Here is an 18,171-nt window from a genome sequence, read left to right as displayed (position 1 = left end):
GCGCGACGCTCTGGGGTTTAGGGCGCGGGTCCGGGTTTATGGAGCGGAAGATGAGCACATCCGACAGCATGAAGTTGAATCTGTCGGCGGGGCTTGCTTCGGTGGCGATTGCCGGGGTGATGGTGGGGCTGAAGCTTTGGGCCTATGGCACCACAGGGTCGCTGTCGGTCGCGGCCTCGCTGGCGGACAGCGCGATGGATCTGATGGTGTCTTTGGGCGCAATGGCGGCGCTGATTTATGCCGCCAAGCCTGCGGACGACGATCATGCCTTTGGCCATAGTTCAGCCGAGGATCTGGCGGCGTTGGGGCAGGCGTTTTTCGTGCTGATCTCGGCGGGGGTGATCACTTGGGCGGCGGTGGCGCGGCTTTTGGGGCCAGCCCAGCCGCATCTGGTCGGCGAAGGCGAGGGGATGCTGGTGATGGGTGTCTCGGTGGCGCTGACTGTGGCGCTGGTGTGGTGGCAGGGCCGGGTCGCCAAGCGCACCGGCAGCCGGGTGGTGGCGGCGGACCGCTTGCACTACATGGGCGATCTGCTGCCGAATATCGGGGCGATCATCTCGCTTTGGGCCTCGAAAAGCTTTGGGCTGGGCAGCATCGATTCGGTGGTGGCGCTGACGGCGGCGGCGATTATGGCGGTGGGGGCGGTGCGGATCGGCAAGGGCGCGTTTGATGCGCTGATGGATCGCACCGCAGATCCTGCGATTGTCACAGCCATCGCAGCAATGGCGGACACTTGGCCGGGAGTGCGTGGGCATCATGATCTGAAAACCCGGATGGCGGGCAGCAAGGTCTTCGTCAACCTGCATATCGAGTTGGATGGCGAGCAGTCTTTGCGCGACGCCCACGCGATTGGGGCGGCGTTGCGGCGCGCGATTTTGCAGGCCTATCCGCAGACCGATGTGATCATCCACAAGGATGTCGCGGGCTCTGCAGAAGCCTTGATGCACCACAATCGGACGCTACCGCACTGACTACACCTCAAATTTCCCCGCTTTGTGGTCAGGCCAATTTGCGCTAGATTGATGCTTGTGCGCGGTACAGGTGTTTGCGCACGAACCAGCAGAACTTTCCGTAACACTTGCAACACCGCCAACTCCGCCTCATATTAAGGCTGAATTACACAATCGTATAACAAGAATGGCTCACGATGGCAGACCGCCGCCCTTACCGCCGGGAAAGTGAAGAACGTCGCCGCGAGGATTTGATCGCAGCAGCGCTTGATCTGGTTGCGGAAGGCGGGCTTCATGCGGCAACGGTGCGGGCGATTGCCGACCGTGCGGGCGTTACGCCGGGGTTGATCCGGCATTATTTCACCTCGAAAGAAGACCTTACCCGCGTCGCTTATCATCGGTTGATGGAGCAAATGATCGTGGATTCGGCGGCGGTGCTGCAGGGTGGGCCGGATGACGCCACGGCCCGGCTGGCGAATTTCGTGGTGGCATCGGTCAGTCCTCCGGTGGCGGACCCGGTGGCGGTAGGGCTATGGGCGGCGTTCGTGCATGATGTGCGCAGCAATCCCGCGATGCGCAACATCCACACCGCGAACTATCTGGCGTTTCGCAACATGCTGCAGGGGCTGATTGCCGCCCTGGCCCGTTCTGTCGGCGACGCACAGCTGCGCCGCGACGCCATCGCCTGCAATGGAGTGATTGACGGGTTGTGGCTGGAAGGCTCGATCCTGCCCGAAGCTTTCGAGCTTGGCGAAATCCCCGCCATAGCACTGACGTCGGTTGGTGCCATTCTGAATATTGACCTTGTTGCTGCTTATCAGCCAGATCGGACCTTGCCATGAAATACGCCGCCATCACCGAACGCCTTGCCCATCTGGGCGGCGCGAAATGGGAAATTCACGCCCGCGCTAAAGCCATGCAGGCGCAGGGTCTTCCGGTGATTCAACTGACGATTGGCGAGCCGGATGTGGCGACGCCGCCCACCTTGATCGCGGAAGCGCAACGGTCGATGGATGCCGGACGTCTGGGCTATTCCAATGGCCGGGGTGAGCCTGCCTTGCTTGAGGCATTGGCCGCGCGCTATTCGGCGCGCACAGGCCGCGCGATTTCACCTGAGCAAATCGCCTGCCTGCCCGGCACGCAGACCTCGCTTTATGCGGTGCTGTTGACGCTGACCGGGCCGGGCGATGAGGTGCTGGTCGGCGATCCTTTGTATGCGACCTATGAGGGGTTGATTGCCGCGACCGGCGCTGTCGCGGTGCCAGTGCCGCTCAGGCCCGAGTATGGCTTTCGGATGCAGGCGGCGGATGTGGCCGCACGGATCACTCCGCGCAGCCGGATGATTTTTCTGAACACACCGCATAATCCGACCGGGGCTATTCTGACGGCTGCGGATATTGCGGCCTTGGGGGCTTTGGCGAAACAGCATGATCTATGGATGCTGAGCGACGAGGTTTATGAGGAATTGGTGTTTGCGGGTGGGGTATTTGCCTCGCCGTTGGACAATGCTGATCTGGCAGATCGGGTGGTGGTGGCGTCGTCAATCTCGAAATCGCACGCGGCACCGGGGTTCCGCTCAGGTTGGTGCGTCGGGCCAGAGGAGTTCTCGGCGAAGCTTTTGCCGGTGGCGGAAACCATGTTGTTCGGCAACCAACCGTTCATCGCGGATATGACGGCTTTGGCAGTCTCGGTGCCTTCGGAAGTGGCCCATGGGATGGCGACGCGCTTCGCAGGCCGTGCCGCGTTGATTTATGAAAATCTGAACGGGGTGAATGGGTTATCTGTGCATAAGCCCGATGCCGGGATGTTCACTGTGGTGAATGTCAATGCCACGGGGCTCAGCGGTGAGTGTTTTGCACTGGGGTTGCTCGCCGATGAAGGTGTCGCTGTGATGCCGGGCGAAAGTTTCGGTGCGGCACTGGCGGGTTGGATCAGGATCAGTCTGACGCAAGAGGATGCTTTGGTGATTGAGGCGTGCAAGCGGATCGCACGCTATGCGGCGCTGAAGCAGGGAATGGCGGCATGAAGACGGTTGGTGAGCGTTTGGTTGAAGGCTTGGCGGCGCGCGGGGTTGAGGTAATCTTCGGCATCCCCGGCGTGCATACCGTTGAGATGTATCGCGGGCTGTCGGGCAGTTCGATCCGCCATGTGACGGCGCGGCACGAACAAGGCTGCGCCTTTATGGCCGATGGCTATGCGCGGGTCTCGGGCAAGCCGGGGGTGGCCTTGGTGATCACAGGGCCGGGGATTTTGAACGCCTTGACCGCGATGGGGCAAGCGGCGGCGGACTCGGTGCCGATGCTGGTGATTTCCGGGGTGAACCGTCGCGATTCACTGGGCTTGGGTCTGGGGCTGTTGCACGAGTTGCCGGATCAGGCGGCGATGGTGCGGCCCTTGTGCCCGACACGGCAGATCAGGGATGCGTCAGAGGTGGGTGAGGTTTTAGACTGGGCATTCGCCACCATGGCGACCGGGCGTCCGGGGCCTGTGCATATCGAGGTGCCGACCGATGTGATGCCGCTGGACTGTTACGCTTTAGCGCCACCTGCGGATTTGCCCATAGCGGCAGTGCCGGATCTTTCGGCGGCGGTGGCGAAGTTGAACGCGGCGTCTCGCGTGGTGATTTTGGCAGGCGGCGGGGCGCGCGGGCAAGAGGCGGCGTTGCAGGCCTTGGCCGACAAGCTGGACGCTCCGGTTGTGCAGACGGTGAACGCGCGCGGGATGATGTATCGGCATCCGTTGGTGGTGCCCGCCTCGCCCAGCTTGGATGCGCCGCGTGCTTTGATCGCGGCGGCAGATCAGGTGCTGGCGATTGGCACCGAATTTGGCCCGACCGATTATGACATGTATGTGCGTGGTCATTTCCCCGATCTGTCGGGGATGATCCGGGTGGATATTTGCGCCAAGCAGTTGGGGCGGCACAAGGCAGCGGTGGCCCTGCACGGCGATGCGGGCGCGGTGATGGTGGGGCTGTTGCCGCTGGTGTCGCAGAAGAAGACGGACGGCGTGGCGAGGGCTGAGAAAGCTCGGGTGTCGGCGCGCGCTGAACTTGGCGAGCTGGATGTGCTGATGCCGGGCCGGTTGGAAATGGTGGAAACCATTCGTTCTGCCATGCCGGGGGCACTGATCGTGGGCGATAGCACCCAAGCGATCTATGCCGCGAACCTTTATTACGACCACGACCGCGCGGGTGGGTTTTTCAATGCAGCCACGGGTTTTGGCGCCTTGGGCTATGGGCCGGGGGCTGCGGTGGGGGCGGCTTTGGCGGCACCGGGGGCGGAGGTGGTCTGCCTGATCGGCGACGGCGGCTTGCAATTCAGCCCCGGTGAATTGCGTACGGCGGTGGATGAGCGTTTGCCGATCACCTTTATCGTGTGGAACAACGCGGCGTTTGGCGAGATCGCCGATGCCATGCGCGGCGCGAATACCGAGGTGATCGGGTGTTCGCCTTCGCCCCTGAACATGGAACCGTTTGCTGCGGCCTGCGATCTGCCGTTTGCGAGCGTGGCGTTGGACCCAGAAGCGCTGCACGCTGCGCTGATCCAACCACACAACGGTCCAAGGATGATCGAGGTGCGGGTGGCAAGGTAGCCGATTTCCGCAGCGGAAATCGTAGACGGAATTCGCGCGAATTCCGATTTCGGGGCGCAGCTGTTGCGCCCCTTTCTTTTGATCAAATTATTTGGCATAAGGCAATAAGTCCTGAAAGGTGCCCCCTGATGTCCGAGTCTCTGATCGCCGGAATTCACCCAGACCGTCTGGAAAAGCTGCGCGCCCGTGAAGCCAAACGTTTTGCGCAAGGTCGCCCGAAGGCCCGCGCGGCGCTGGATCAGGGCGCGGATGCTTTCCTTGACGGCGTGCCTTTGCATTGGATGAAAGACTGGCCGATGCCGCATTTGCCATTGATTACAAAGGCCAAGGGCGCGCGGATCACTGATATCGACGGCTATGAGATCGACGATTTTTGTCTTGGCGACACCGGCAGCATGTTCGGCCACTCGCCTGCCCCCGTCGCCAAAGCCATCCGCCGTCAGGCTTCGCGCGGGCTGACCTATATGCTACCCTCCGAGGATGCTTTGGACGCCGGCCGGCTGTTGACGACGCGTTTCGGAAATTTCCGCTGGCAGATCGCCACCACCGCCACCGATGCCAACCGTTTCGCCATAAGGGTCGCCCGCGCCATCACGGGCCGCGCGAAAATTCTGGTGTTCAACGGCTGCTATCACGGCACTGTCGATGACACGATGGTCGAGCTTTCCAACGGTGTGACGCAGAACCGCGAGGGGCTGATGGGGCAAGTGGCCGACCTGACGCTCGGCGCTGTGGCATGCGAATTCAATGACTTGGCCGGAGTGGAAGCAGCCCTTTCCAAGGGCGATGTCGCCGCAATCCTGACCGAGCCGGTGATGACCAACTCTTGCATGGTCCTCCCCGACACCGGCTTTCATGACGGTTTGCGCGCTTTGTCGCTGAAATACGGCGCGCTGTTGATGATCGACGAGACTCATACGATCTCCAGCGGTTTGGGCGGCTACACGGGCGTCTATGGCCTGACGCCCGATATCTTTGTTGTCGGCAAGTGTGTGGCGGGCGGGATGCCCACCGCTGTCTGGGGCCTCACCCCGGAAACTGCTGCCCGCTATGAGGCCGCCAATGCCGCCCGCGCGCCGGGACATTCCGGTATGGGCACCACGCTTTCGGCCAATCCGATGCAGTTCGCCTGTCTGAAAGCCACGCTTTCGGACGTGATGACGGCGAAAAACTATGCCCATATGGAAAGCCTCGCACACCGTCTGGCGCAGGGTCTGGGCAAATCCATCGCCCGCCACAAAGCGCCATGGCATGTGGTGCGGGTTGGCGCGCGGGTGGAGTTCATCTGCGCCCCCGGCCCGTTGCACAACGGCACCGAGGCCGCGCTGGCGCATCAGCCATCCGTGGAATCCGCGCTGCATGTTGCCCTCCTGAACCGGGGCTGCCTGATCGCACCCTTCCACAACATGATGCTGATCAGCCCCGCCACCCAGAAACGTCAGGTCGATCGCCTGATCGCCGCCTTCGACGAAACCTTGTCTGAGTTATTTTGAGATGCCCATGACCGATATGCACAGCCCTTCTGGTTCCAGCGTTGCCGAGGCCGAGGCCTTTCTGGATGCCCATCCCGACATTGAGGCGCTTGACATCGTACTGCACGACGCCAATGGCATTGGCCGTGGCAAGATCATCCGCCGACACGAATTGCTCGGCATGTTCAAATCCGGGCGGCATTTGCCGATTTCGATCTTGGGATTGGATATCTGCGGCGAAGATGTGCATGAAACCGGGCTGATCTGGGATCAGGGCGATGGAGATCGACGGGCTTGGCCGCTGCCGGGAACCCTGCGCCCGATCCATGCCACCAAACCACCGCGTGGCGAAGTGCTGATGTGCGTCTATAACCTTGACGGCTCGCCGATGTCGTCGGACCCCCGCCACGCGTTGCAACGCCAAGTCGATGCCTTGGCCACCGAGGGTCTGCACCCAGCGGGCGCATTCGAGTTGGAATTCTTCCTGTTGGCGAATGAGCGCGGCCCGGATGGCAAAATGGTGCCCGCCCGCGACGTGCTGGACGGGCGGCGCAACTCCAAAACCGACGTGTATTCGGTCGATCAACTGCACGGCATGTTGCCGCTGTTCAACGATGTTTACGCCGATGCGGCGAAGGCCGGGATCAAGGCGGAAACGCTGATTTCCGAATTTGCGCCGGGGCAGTACGAGTTGACGCTGCACTACCGTGAAGACGTGATGCAGGCGGCGGATGATCTGGTGCGGCTGAAGCGGATGGTGCGCTATCACGCCCGCCAGCACGGCGTGACCGCCTGTTTCATGGCGAAACCGAACGAGGATTACGCCGGGTCGGGGATGCATTTCCACGTCTCAATGCTGAATGATGCGGGCAAGAATATCTTCATCGAGGCGGTCGAGGGCCAGTATAACGACGCGATCCTGCACGCGATTGGCGGTTTGCGTGCCACAATGGCCGAGTCGATGCTGGTGTTCGCGCCGCACGCCAATTCATGGCGGCGGTTTGCCTCAAATTCTTACGCGCCGGTGTCGCCGACTTGGGGGGTGAACAACCGCTCGGTCGCGCTGCGCATCCCTGCGGGCGATATCCGCGCGCGCCGCATTGAACATCGTCCGGCCGGGGTGGATGCCAGTGCGTATCTGGTGGCGGCCACCGTGTTGGCCGGGGTGCGGCATGGCATGGCGAACAAGATGGACCCGGGGCCGGAAACCACCGGCAACGGTTACACCGATGCGTCAGACGCCCCGCCGATTCCGGTCGATTGGCGCTCGGCGATTGAGGCTGCGAAGGCCTCGACGTTCCTGAAGGACGCTTTGGGCGAGGATATGCACCGCACCTTCACAGCAATCAAAGCGGCAGAATATGCGCGGGTGATGCGGACGGTATCGGAAGTGGATTTCGATCTCTATCTGCATACGGTCTGAGGGCTGAGAGGTCGGCTGCGCGCCGCGCGGGAGTATTTAAGCCAATGTGAAATGATTGGCGGCAGGGTCATCCTCTCTGCTCAAATATCCCCGCCGGAGGCTGCTTTGTTCTGCAAAGGGGGCAATTCTAGCCGCGCTTATACCGACACTCCTGCACACAAACCGGGCTGGCGGCACGGATGGCTTCGGCGATCAGGGCGGGGATTTCTTGGCGCAGGCCGAGGGCGGGCAGCAGGGTTCCGCTGAAACCTGATTGCTTCAGGGCTGCGGGGATATCGGTGGTGACATGGCCGCCAGAGGCTGCGAAAAACGGCAGGCAGATCGCGTGATCTCCAAGCGTGGGGAGGTCTTTCAGCTGTGGGGTTTGGTCGATGAACGCGACATGTACCTCGCAGCCGAGTTCCGCGTGGATTTTGGCGGCGACATGGACGGCGATATCTGAGGGGACCAAGGTTTTGGAGGAGCCGTGCGCGGCGAGCAGGACAGGGCCTTGGCGGATTTGCAGGGCTTCGTGTGCCACCTTCACGACGAGGTTATGCAGGGTGGTGAGGCAACCCAGTGGTTCCAAGATTTGCCAACCTTGCGCCCCTGCGGCGGTCAGGCGGGCGGGGAGGTGGATGCGGGTGAACCAGCCTCCGGCCATGAAAAGCGGGAACAGCAGGCCGCCGGGCCCGAGTTTGGCGATGGCTTCGCTGAGGGCCTCGGGTTCGGCAAGGGTGGCGGAGGATATGGCTTGACCGGGCAGGAATTGCGCCACTTTGGCGGCCAGATCGGCCAGTTCAGCCGCAGCGATGGCGGGGTTGGAGGGTTGGCCGTGGGCTGTGATCAGGACGGGGGGCATCGGGGTTCCTTTGTTGTCCCGCAACCTAGAGCATGGCGGGCGCGGGGCAAGGGATTTGCTGTGGATCAGGCTGTGTCCACGTGTGGACAGAGCGGCGGTTTATATGTTTTTAAAGGGTTAGACCTATGGCTTTAAGGATTTGTTAAGCTCTGCGTCGCTGGCCTGCCCGATCAAAACTGTGCCGCAGCGCTTGACACTTCGCCACCTTGAAGGCCTGATGCACCCGATCAGAACCGGGATTGCCATGACCGATACGCGCTTGGGCGAGTTGCTCTCGTCTGACCCTCCAACGCTCTCCGATGCCGACGCCGCAAATCTTGCGCGCGTGCATTTTGGCGTGACGGGCGCCCTGAAGCGGCTGACCTCGGAACGCGATCTGAACTTTCGCATCGCCGCCACAGATCAAGGGCCGGAGCAGGCCTATGTGCTGAAACTCGCCAACCCCGCCGAGCCTGCGGAAGTCACGGATTTGCAGACCAAGGCGCTGCTGCATCTGGAGGCATCAAACCTGCCAGTGCCAAAGGTGATCCGCACCACCAGCGGGGCGACCGAGGTTATGACGCCGCACGGCACCTTGCGCCTGCTGACCTATCTGGAGGGGGTGCCGCAGCATCTGACGCCGCGCAGCCCGGCGCAGGCCCGTGCGATGGCTGGGATGGCGGCGCGGTTGACGCTTGGGCTGGCCGGGTTTGCGCATCCGGCGGCGGGCTATGTGTTGCAATGGGATATCAAGCAGGCCAGCGCGTTGCGCCCGATGCTGCCTGCGGTGCCTGATGATTTGCAGGCGCTGGCGCGGGCGGCGCTGGACCGCTTTGACGCGATCGCGCCGCAGTTGGCGGGGCTGCGTTGGCAGGTGGTGCATAACGATCTGAACCCGCATAACGTTTTGATATCGACTGACAATCCTGATGAGATCGCTGGGGTTCTGGATTTTGGCGATATGGTGCGCACGCCGCTCGTCTGCGATGCGGCGGTTGCGGCGTCATACTGCGTTGATCCGGCTAAGCCGCTGGAAAGCCTGCTGAACTTCGCCCACGCCTATCACGCGGTGCTGCCACTTTTGCCCGCTGAGACGCTGCTGTTCGCCGATCTGGTGGCGACACGGATGCTGACGACGATCACCATCGCCTCGGCCCGTGCGGCGCGTTACCCGGACAATGCGCCCTATATTCTGCGCAATGTCGCCACCGCACGGGAAGGCTTAACCGCGCTTGCCAACCTTGACCGCCCTGCCCTGATGAACGCCTTGGAGGCCCTATGAAAAACGACGGAACCATGGTGAACGCCTATGTGGCGGGCAAAGGCGATTTGTCCGCCGCCGATCAGGCTTTGGTGGCGCGCAGGGCAAAGGCTTTGGGGCCCGCCTATCGGTTGTTCTATGAAACCCCGGTGCATCTGGTGCGCGGTGAGGGGGTCTGGCTGTATGATGGCGCGGGCAACGCCTATTTGGATACATATAATAATGTGGCCTCGGTGGGGCATTGTCACCCCGCCGTGGTGGCCGCAACCGCGAAGCAGGCTGCGATTCTTTCCAGCCATACGCGGTATTTGCACGACACCGTGCTGGATTATGCCGAGCGGTTGTTGACGACGTTTCCGGCTGAGTTAAGCCATGTGATGTTCACCTGCACCGGGTCAGAGGCCAATGATCTGGCGTTTCGAATTGCCCGCGTGCATACTGGCGGCACTGGCTTTATCGTGACGGAAAATGCTTACCATGGTGTAACTTACGCGATTGCCGGGATGTCCCCGTCATTGGGCGAGGGCGTGGCTTTGGGCGAGCATGTGCGGACGGTGGCAGCGCCCGATCCGTTGCGGATGCAGGGCGATTTGGCGGCGGCTTTTGCGGCGGAAGTGCAAGCCGCGATTGACGATATGCTGCGGCATGGCATCAAGCCTGCGGGGCTGATTGTCGATACGATTTTCTCGTCGGATGGGGTGTTTGAGGGACCTGCGGGGTTTTTGGCTCCGGCTGTGGCGGCCATTCGGGCGGCGGGTGGGGTGTTTATCGCCGACGAGGTGCAGCCGGGATTTGGCCGCTGTGGCGAGACGATGTGGGGGTTTCAGCGCCATGGCGTGGTGCCCGATCTGGTCAGTTTGGGCAAGCCGATGGGCAATGGCTATCCGGTGGCGGGGCTGGTGATGCGGCCAGAGGTGATCGCGGCATTCGGTGCAAAAGCCCGGTATTTCAACACCTTCGGCGGCAATGCGGTGGCGGCGGCAACAGCGATGGCGGTGCTGGAGGTGATCGAGTCCGAAGGCTTGCAGGAGAATGCGCGGCTGGTGGGCGGTTACTTCGCCGATGGTCTGCGCGGGTTGGCGGCGCGGTTTGATTGCCTTGGGCCGTTGCGGGCGGCGGGGTTGTTTTTGGGGCAAGAGATTGTCTCTGGCGGGCCGCTGGCGGCTGATGCTGCGAAAACCGGGCGGATCGTCAATGGCTTGCGCGCGGCGCGGGTGTTAATCTCGGCCACTGGGTCAAGATCGAATGTTTTGAAGATCAGGCCACCGCTGGTGTTCTCAAAAGCCAATGTTGATACGTTTTTGGCGGCATTTGAGGGCGTTTTGGCGCGGGTGTAACGCGCGGCGGGGTGAACCCCGCCCTACCGGTTATCCGACGTCGTTTTGAACAAGGCGTAGGGCGGGGTTCACCCCGCCGCGCCAAGTTCCACCCAAAGCGGGTGATGGTCGGAGGCGATTTCGGCGTTATCGGTCCATGCACGGCGCAGATGCGGCACGAGGTCGCCCGTCACAAAGCAATGGTCCAACTGGCGCAGGCGGGTTGCCCCGGCGATGATTTTCTCATGCGTGTGCAGGGTTTGCCCCAGATGGGCGACGGCGTTGGTGAAGCCATCGGCATAAAGCGCGCCGGGGTGGTAGGGGGTGGCTCCGGTGATCCGGGCGTGCTCGCGGCTTTCGGGTTCGCAGTTGAAATCGCCCAGCCAGATCGCGGTTTGCGGACAGGGCGGCTCGGGCTGGGATTCGGTCCAGTTGCGCGATGGCTCGTCGTCGGTGCCGCTCCATGGCGGGCCGCTGCGCGCGGTTTGGGCGTGCAGATGCAGCAGGTGGTCGATCTGCGCGAGGCGTTCTTCGCTGCCGACATGGGCGAGGTGCAATGAGATCACGCGGATCGGGCCGAGCGGGGTGAGGATCAGCGCCTCAAGCGCCGGGTTTTGGGTATTAAGCGGGGTCAGCATCCGGCGCATTGGCAGCAGGTGCAGGCGGGTCCACAGGATCGGCCAGCGCGACAGGATCATGGTGCCGAACTGGCGGCGGCGGTTGATCACGCGCGTGCCGTCGGTGGATGAGGCGTCCATGTCAAAGCCGGGTCCGTAGGCGGTGTAGTAGTTCGGCAACAGCCGTTCCAGGATCGCGGGCTGGTCGTCGTGACCCGTGCGCGACCAGTGACGCTCGACCTCTTGCAGGGCGATGATATCGGCGCCGCCGATGACTTTTGCGGCGCGGGTGAGGTCATATTGGCCGTCGGCGCCAAAGCCGTATTGGATGTTATAGCTGAGCAATTTCATCGCTGCAGACTAGCGGGGATGCCCCGGCTTGGCTAGGCTGGAGGCGACATCGGATGGGGGAAACGCAATGATTGTTCGGGCAGTGGCGGCGGCTGATCTTGCGGCTTGGCAGCGGCTTTATGCTGGCTATGCGGCGTTTTATGGCGTGACGCAGACCGAGGAGATGCGGGCGCGGGTCTGGGGTTGGCTGATGGACCCTGCGCATGGCACCGAGGGCTTGGTGGCGGAGACGGATGGCGTGGTGGTGGGGATCGCGCATTACCGCAGCTTTGCGCGGCCATTGTCGGCGACTATCGGCGGGTTTCTCGACGATCTGTTTGTCGGGCCGGAAGCGCGGGGCTCGGGCGCGGCGGAGGCTTTGGTGGCAGGCGTGGCGGATGTCGGGCGGACGCGGGGTTGGTCGCTGATCCGCTGGATCACCGCCGAGGACAATTACCGCGCGCGGGGGTTATATGACCGGGTGGCCGAGAAGGCGAAATGGGTGACCTATGATATTAAGCTGTAGGTGATGCGGGGCGGGCAGAAACAGCCGCTGTATCGCAAGGTAAATACGCGGACGCATCATGTGAAGCACGCAAGGGTGAATAGTGGTCGGGCGCGGTGGGACCGCAACACCAAAGAGGCGGCACAGAATGAACCCATGCGCGGCTCGATGCATCCTGATGGGCGCAACGGGCTGGATTACACGCCGCTGTATCGCTTTCTGCTGTCAAAGATCGGGCGGGATTGGGATGCTGTCCATTCCGAAGCGGTGGCACGGTTGGATCGGGCGGAGCCTATTTTCCGCATGGTGGCGCTGCGGGAAGATCAGGAGCGCGATTTCTTTCGGAGCGGGGAAAGCAGCTACTGGAGCGGCTTGCGCGTAAATGCCGAGAACCTGTTGGAGAAGGTCGCCCCCGCGCTGGGTCTTGACGATATGGTGCCGTTTTGCACTTGCTGCACGCACACCTTTAATGGCGAACGGTTCACGCGGGCGTTTGAACCGAAGTCAGACGGCTAGCACCACCCAAGGCTGCGGGTAGCGGTATTCCTCTAGATTGGCCGAGGTGCCGATGCGGTCAACAACGGCAAACAGGCCGGGGGCGTGCAGCGGGGTGAGCACGCCGTGCCAGGTGCCGCGATGCAGGTTGATGGCTTGCGCGCCATTGGTCAGGAAGGCGCGGGGTTTGTCGTTGGGGCTGGATGCTACTATGACGAGGAAGGGGTTTTGCGTCATTGGGATGAAGGCTTGGCAGCCTTCGGGGTGACGCTCGATCAGGTCGAATATGTAGGGCAAGGCACGCGGCGTGGCGTTGAAGATCGACAGGCCGGGGCGGTTTTGCAGGCTGATTTCGGGGGCGAAGTCGAGACGTGCGCGGTCGTGGTGGCGCTGGCAGAGGCCGTCGTTGATCAGGCGGAAATCGCCCGTGGCGTCCAGCACATCGCCGAAGCGGGCGAAGACTGCGGGCGTGAGGGGTTCGGGGTGGATCGGCTGCATGGTGTGCCTTGGGCTTATGGCGAAACGAGGGGTTTCACACCCCTCGCGCTCCCCGTGGGATATTTAGGAACAGATGAACGCAAATTTTAGATAAGTTTTAGATAGATTTAGCGGCTGGGGCGGTAGGCTCCGGGGCCGCGCAAATTGGCGTGGCGGTTGACGTCTTTGTAGAGCAGATAGCGGAACGGGCCGGGGCCTGCGGCGTAGCAGGCTTGCGGGCAATAGGCGCGCAGCCACATGAAATCACCAGCCTCGACCTCGACCCAATCCTGGTTGAGTTTGTAGACGGCTTTGCCTTCCAGCACGTAAAGCCCGTGCTCCATCACATGGGTTTCTTCAAACGGAATCACGCCGCCCGGCTGAAACGTGACGATGTTGACATGGGCATCGTAGCGCACATCGGCCGGATCGACGAAGCGCGTGGTGCCCCAGACGCCGTTGGTGTCAGGCATCAGGGTAAGGTTCACGTCTTTTTCGTTGATCACGAAGGCGGGCGGGATATCGACGCCGGGGGCGGGTTCATAGAGTTTGCGAAGCCAGTGGAAGCGGGCGGGCCCGTTGCCTTCGGCAAGCAAGCGCCATGTCGCCCCCGGCGGGATGAAGGCGTAGCCGCCTGCGTCCAGCTCATAGCCGATGCCGTCGATGGTCAGGGTGATCAGGCCGTCGGTGATGAACAGGAAATGTTCGGCGCCAGTTTCCGCGTCGGGAGCGTCAGAGCCGCCGCCCGGTTGCACCTCCATCACATATTGGCTGAAGGTTTCGGAAAAGCCTGACATCGGGCGCGCGATCAGCCAGAGTTTGGTCTGCCGCCAGCCCGGCAGGCAACTGGTCAGGATGTCGGAAAAGCAGCCTTTCGGGATGAAGGCATAGGCATTGGTGAACGTCGCACGTCCCGTCATCAGCGTGGTCTGGGCGGGCAGGCCACCGGGGGGGGTGTAATAGGGGCTCATGGCAGGATGTCCTTCAGGCGCAGTTCAGCGATGCGTTCGACCTGGGTGCAGGCGGTTTTGAATTCGGTTTTGGTGTCGTTGGCGATGCGGGTTTCAAAGGCTTGCAAGATTTGCGCTTTGGAATGGTCGCGCACGGCGATGATGAAGGGGAAGCCGTGTTTGGCGACATAGGCGGTGTTTAGGCGTTCAAATTCAGCGCGTTCATCGTCGGTGAGGGCGTCCAACGCAGCCGAAGATTGCTCGGAGCTAGACTCGGGGGTCAGCGCTTTGGCGGCCGCGAGTTTGCCTGCAAGGTCGGGGTGGGCTTGCAAAACGCCGAGGCGTTCGGCGGGGGTGGCCGAGCGGAACATACGGGCGAGGGCATTGTGCAGGCCTGTGGCGCTATCATGCGCGGGGCCGAGTTCCAGATCAAAGGCGCGGTCGGCAATCCACGGCGAATGTTCGAAAATGCTCCCATAGGCGGCGATGAAGCGGTCGCGGATCATCGTCGATGGCCGCTCGAATCGCTTATGGGGATGGGTTTTTGCCCAATGCTCGGCAATCTCAATGCGCTTGGGAAACCACACGTCATTATGGGATTTTGCATAGTCGAGGAAGCGCTTGAGCCCTGCGATCTTACCCGGACGGCCGATCAGGCGGCAGTGCAGGCCGATGGAAAACATCTTCGCTTTGCCCTGTTCGCCCTCGGCATAAAGCACGTCGAAGCTGTCTTTCAGATATTGGAAAAACTGCTGACCCTCGATGTAGCCGGGGGCCGTGGCGAAGCGCATGTCGTTGGCTTCCAGCGTGTAGGGGATCACCAGCTGATCGCGGTCGCCCACCTCGCGCCAGTAGGGCAGATCGTCGTCATAGGTGTCGGATATCCAGTCGAATTGACCGGTTTCGGCGGTAAGATCGACGGTGTTGAGCGAGCAGCGCCCGGTGTACCAGCCGCGCGGGGCATCCCCCACGACTTCGGTGTGCAGGCGGATCGCCTCGGCGATTTGGCGGCGTTCCTCGTCGATGGGCATGTCGCGGTGATCGACCCATTTCAGCCCGTGGCTGGCGATCTCCCAGCCGGCGGATTTCATCGCGGCGACTTGTTCGGGATTGCGGGCCAAAGCGGTGGAGACGCCGTAGATCGTCACCGGAATATCCATGCCGGTGAACAGCCGGTGCAGTCGCCAGAAGCCGGCGCGCGCGCCGTAATCGTAGATCGATTCCATGTTCCAGTGGCGCTGACCCGGCCAAGGCGCAGCCCCTGCGATGTCAGACAGAAACGCCTCGCAGTGACCATCACCGTGCAGGATGTTGTTCTCGCCGCCTTCTTCGTAGTTCAGCACCAAGGATATCGCGATTTTTGCGCCATTTGGCCAAGCGGCATCGGGGGCGTCTGGGCCATAGCCTCGGAAATCGCGGGGGTAGCGGGGCATGGCAGACTCCTGTTTGGCTTAGACTATATCGAATATCGACGCGGGTTTATCAAATAATCCCGAAAGGAGTTTTGCGGCTTGGCAGGGGCTGCGGCGGCGGGCAAGCTGGGGTAGGCTGGCACAAAATGGGGGCGAAGATGGGCAAGTTGACCACGCATGTGCTGGATACGGCCAAGGGCAAGCCTGCGGCCGGGGTGAAGATCATGCTGTATCGGATCAACGGCTTAAGCCACAATAAGATCGCGGAAACCGTGACCAATGCCGATGGCCGCACCGATGCGCCGATGTTGGAGGGTAAGGCGTTGACGGCCGGGGTGTATGAGCTGGTGTTCTGCGCGGGAGAATATCTGATGGCCTCGGGGCAAGCCTCGGGTGAGGTGCTGTTTTTGGACGAAATCCCGATCCGGTTTGGCGTGGCGGATGCCGATGGGCATTATCATGTGCCGCTGTTGATCTCACCCTTTGCTTATTCGACCTATCGCGGCAGTTGAGGGGCTTGCCAAAGCTGTCGCGCGACACATCTGACAACGACGGAACAGGCTTTGGCGCACGTATAATGCCCAAAGCGGCGAAGGGTGCAGATGCAAAGCAGCGATGACATTGCCAGAATGTTGGCGGGGAGTGCGGCCAGACGGCGGCGCTGGCCTTGGGTGGTGTTGCTGCTGGCGGTTTTGGCGGTGGCTGCGGGCTGGTATTATATGGGCAGCAAGGCCGGGGCGGCAGAGGTGCGCTATACCACCGAAGCGGTTGCCACGGGCGATCTTGTGGTGGTGGTGACGGCGACCGGGACGGTGCAGCCGACCACGGAAGTGGAGGTGTCTTCGGAGTTGTCCGGCACTTTGGCCAGCGTTTCGGTGGATTACAACGATACCGTCAAAATCGGTCAAGTGCTGGCGCAGTTGGATGCCACCAAGCTGACCGCACAAGTCGATAACGCCGGCGCGCAACTGGCTTCGGCCAAGGCGCGGGTGACGCAAGCCGAGGCTTCGGCGCGAGAAGCGGCGGCGGTGTTGAAAACCCAGCAGGAGTTGGCGGCGCGCGGGGTGGCGACGCGCAAGGATATGGTGGGCTATGAGGCCAGCGATCAGCGCGCGCAGGCGGCGGTGGAGATCGCGCGGGCGGATTTAACCTTGGCAGAGGCCAATCTCGATCTGGTCAGCGCCGATCTGGGCAAGGCTGAAATTCGCAGCCCGATCAATGGTGTGGTGTTGGATCGCACCGCCGAAGCCGGGCAGATCGTAGCGGCAAGCTTTGAGGCCCCCGTGCTGTTCAAGCTGGCGGAAGATCTGGAGCGGATGCAACTGCTGGTCGATATTGACGAGGCCGATATTGGCAAGGTCAAGGTCGGCGATGTGGCAGATTTCACGGTAGAGGCCTATCCGGGCCAAAGCTTTCCGGCGGTGATCACGCAAGTGCGGTTCGCGCCGGAAACCACCAACGAGGTGGTGACTTACAAAGCGGTGCTGTCGGTCGCCAACCCGAATGGTCTGCTGCGCCCCGGCATGACGGCGACGGCGGCGATCACGGTGGATAAGGTGCTGGGCGCGCTCTTGGTGCCGAATGCAGCTTTGCGGTATGCGCCGCCTGTGCAAGAAGCTGGGCGCGGGCCTTCTGGTGGTCTGGTTGGATTGATCCTGCCGACGCGGAGCGGTCGTGGCGCGTCTGGCCTTGGCAGCGGCAAGTCGGTCTGGCTGTTGCGGGCCGGGGCTCCGGTTGAGGTGGCGGTGAGCTTGGGGGCGACGGATGGGCGCGCCACTGTCGTGACAGGCGATCTGGCGATGGGTGATGCGGTGATCACCGATCAAACCGCAGGATCGCGTTGATGGTGCCGCTGCTGCAGTTTTCCGAGGTATCGCGCAGTTATGGGCGCGGCGAGGCAGAGGTGCGGGCGCTGGATCGGGTGGATCTGAGCATCGGGCGCGGCGAGTTTGTCGCGATCATGGGGCCTTCGGGGTCGGGCAAATCCACCGCGATGAATATCATCGGTTGTCTGGATCGGCCCTCGGCGGGGAAATATCTGTTTCAGGGGGTTGAGGTGCAGGATCTTGACCAAGACCGCCGGGCGTTGTTGCGCAGGCATTGCTTGGGGTTTGTGTTTCAGGGCTTTAACCTGTTGGCGCGGCAATCGGCGTTAGAGAATGTCGAATTGCCGTTGATCTATAAGGGCTTGCCGAAAGCGCAGCGGGTGGCCCGGGCACGATTGGCCTTGCAAAAGGTTGGATTGCAGGGGCGTGAGGGCCATGATCCCTCGCAGTTGTCAGGCGGCCAACAGCAACGGGTGGCGATTGCCCGCGCGCTGGCCAGCGATCCGATGGTGATCCTGGCGGATGAGCCCACCGGCAACCTCGACAGCCAGCGCAGCCATGAGATCATGCAGTTGTTGCAAGCGTTGAACCGCGACGGCATCACCATTGTAATGGTGACGCATGAGGAAGACATCGCGGCCTATGCGCAACGTTTGCTGGTATTCACCGATGGCAAACTCAGCCGAGATGAGGCCACCCCTGCCTCCATGCAGCGGAGCGCCTGAG

General features: G+C 62.1%; 18 protein-coding genes. 13 read left to right on the top strand and 5 right to left on the bottom strand.

The features are described 5' to 3' along the window. Positions 1-50 precede the first annotated feature (50 nt). The 6 genes from ACP7AP_RS09435 to ACP7AP_RS09410 all read left to right on the top strand — a co-directional run bounded on the left by ACP7AP_RS09435 (position 51) and on the right by ACP7AP_RS09410 (position 7,436). Entirely contained in the window at positions 51-971 is a 921-nt protein-coding gene (locus ACP7AP_RS09435; RefSeq protein ID WP_426033958.1) for a cation diffusion facilitator family transporter, read from the top strand. Positions 972-1,147: 176 nt separating this feature from the next. After that, entirely contained in the window at positions 1,148-1,792 is a 645-nt protein-coding gene (locus ACP7AP_RS09430; protein ID WP_426033957.1) for a TetR/AcrR family transcriptional regulator, read from the top strand. After that, positions 1,789-2,976 carry a pyridoxal phosphate-dependent aminotransferase gene (locus ACP7AP_RS09425; RefSeq protein WP_426033956.1) on the top strand — a complete coding sequence of 396 codons (1,188 nt, stop codon included), beginning with the start codon at positions 1,789-1,791 and terminating at the stop codon, positions 2,974-2,976. Before ACP7AP_RS09430 ends, ACP7AP_RS09425 begins: the two co-directional genes overlap by 4 nt. Further along, positions 2,973-4,541, top strand: a complete 1,569-nt coding sequence (locus ACP7AP_RS09420) for a 5-guanidino-2-oxopentanoate decarboxylase (protein ID WP_426033955.1) — start codon at positions 2,973-2,975, stop codon at positions 4,539-4,541. Before ACP7AP_RS09425 ends, ACP7AP_RS09420 begins: the two co-directional genes overlap by 4 nt. Positions 4,542-4,669: 128 nt before the next feature. Then, a complete protein-coding gene (locus ACP7AP_RS09415) occupies positions 4,670-6,034 on the top strand; it encodes an aspartate aminotransferase family protein (RefSeq protein ID WP_426033954.1) in 1,365 nt (454 codons plus the stop codon). Positions 6,035-6,041: 7 nt separating this feature from the next. Next, positions 6,042-7,436 carry a glutamine synthetase family protein gene (locus ACP7AP_RS09410; RefSeq protein WP_426033953.1) on the top strand — a complete coding sequence of 465 codons (1,395 nt, stop codon included), beginning with the start codon at positions 6,042-6,044 and terminating at the stop codon, positions 7,434-7,436. A 127-nt stretch (positions 7,437-7,563) separates the two neighbouring features. Here the strand turns inward: ACP7AP_RS09410 and ACP7AP_RS09405 are convergent, their stop codons facing one another. Beyond that, a complete protein-coding gene (locus ACP7AP_RS09405) occupies positions 7,564-8,277 on the bottom strand; it encodes a sirohydrochlorin chelatase (RefSeq protein WP_426033952.1) in 714 nt (237 codons plus the stop codon). A 217-nt stretch (positions 8,278-8,494) separates the two neighbouring features. Between ACP7AP_RS09405 and ACP7AP_RS09400 the strand changes: the two genes are divergently transcribed. After that, on the top strand, positions 8,495-9,538 hold the full coding sequence (locus ACP7AP_RS09400) for a phosphotransferase (RefSeq protein ID WP_426033951.1): 1,044 nt from the start codon (positions 8,495-8,497) through the stop codon (positions 9,536-9,538). Beyond that, positions 9,535-10,854, top strand: a complete 1,320-nt coding sequence (locus ACP7AP_RS09395; RefSeq protein ID WP_426033949.1) for an aspartate aminotransferase family protein — start codon at positions 9,535-9,537, stop codon at positions 10,852-10,854. The genes ACP7AP_RS09400 and ACP7AP_RS09395 overlap by 4 nt, the downstream gene beginning before the upstream one ends. A 68-nt stretch (positions 10,855-10,922) precedes the next feature. Here ACP7AP_RS09395 and ACP7AP_RS09390 read toward each other — a convergent pair whose 3' ends face one another. After that, complete coding sequence (locus ACP7AP_RS09390) at positions 10,923-11,801, bottom strand: endonuclease/exonuclease/phosphatase family protein (protein WP_426033948.1); 879 nt, start codon at positions 11,799-11,801, stop codon at positions 10,923-10,925. 67 nt (positions 11,802-11,868) lie between these two features. Here ACP7AP_RS09390 and ACP7AP_RS09385 point away from each other — a divergent pair, with 67 nt between their 5' ends. After that, positions 11,869-12,306, top strand: coding sequence for a GNAT family N-acetyltransferase (locus ACP7AP_RS09385; RefSeq protein WP_426033947.1), 438 nt, complete (start codon positions 11,869-11,871; stop codon positions 12,304-12,306). Positions 12,307-12,309: 3 nt separating this feature from the next. After that, a complete protein-coding gene (locus tag ACP7AP_RS09380) occupies positions 12,310-12,801 on the top strand; it encodes a hypothetical protein (RefSeq protein WP_426033946.1) in 492 nt (163 codons plus the stop codon). Here the strand turns inward: ACP7AP_RS09380 and ACP7AP_RS09375 are convergent. From ACP7AP_RS09375 to puuE, 3 genes are all read right to left on the bottom strand, one after another. Continuing rightward, positions 12,790-13,278, bottom strand: a complete 489-nt coding sequence (locus tag ACP7AP_RS09375) for an ureidoglycolate lyase (RefSeq protein ID WP_426033945.1) — start codon at positions 13,276-13,278, stop codon at positions 12,790-12,792. The two genes, ACP7AP_RS09380 and ACP7AP_RS09375, sit on opposite strands and share 12 nt — an antisense overlap. A gap of 107 nt (positions 13,279-13,385) precedes the next feature. Continuing rightward, the gene (locus ACP7AP_RS09370; protein ID WP_426033944.1) at positions 13,386-14,228 is read right to left on the bottom strand and encodes a bifunctional allantoicase/(S)-ureidoglycine aminohydrolase; all 843 of its coding nucleotides are present in this window, start codon (positions 14,226-14,228) and stop codon (positions 13,386-13,388) included. After that, entirely contained in the window at positions 14,225-15,640 is a 1,416-nt protein-coding gene (gene puuE, locus ACP7AP_RS09365) for an allantoinase PuuE (protein ID WP_426033943.1), read from the bottom strand. Before puuE ends, ACP7AP_RS09370 begins: the two co-directional genes overlap by 4 nt. A 137-nt stretch (positions 15,641-15,777) precedes the next feature. Here puuE and uraH point away from each other — a divergent pair, with 137 nt between their 5' ends. The 3 genes from uraH to ACP7AP_RS09350 all read left to right on the top strand — a co-directional run bounded on the left by uraH (position 15,778) and on the right by ACP7AP_RS09350 (position 18,170). Continuing rightward, complete coding sequence (gene uraH / locus ACP7AP_RS09360; RefSeq protein WP_426033942.1) at positions 15,778-16,131, top strand: hydroxyisourate hydrolase; 354 nt, start codon at positions 15,778-15,780, stop codon at positions 16,129-16,131. A 90-nt stretch (positions 16,132-16,221) separates the two neighbouring features. Further along, positions 16,222-17,463 (top strand): efflux RND transporter periplasmic adaptor subunit, encoded by a 1,242-nt coding sequence (locus ACP7AP_RS09355; RefSeq protein ID WP_426033941.1) that lies wholly within the window; start codon positions 16,222-16,224, stop codon positions 17,461-17,463. Next, positions 17,463-18,170: an ABC transporter ATP-binding protein gene (locus tag ACP7AP_RS09350; RefSeq protein ID WP_426033940.1), complete on the top strand. Its 708-nt coding sequence runs from the start codon at positions 17,463-17,465 to the stop codon at positions 18,168-18,170. Before ACP7AP_RS09355 ends, ACP7AP_RS09350 begins: the two co-directional genes overlap by 1 nt. Position 18,171 lies beyond the last annotated feature (1 nt).

Source organism: Cypionkella sp. TWP1-2-1b2, from assembly GCF_049896245.1.
In the GTDB taxonomy this organism is placed as follows: domain Bacteria; phylum Pseudomonadota; class Alphaproteobacteria; order Rhodobacterales; family Rhodobacteraceae; genus Cypionkella.
Note: the sequence above shows the minus strand (reverse complement) of the source record. Positions and strands in the feature narration are given on the sequence as shown.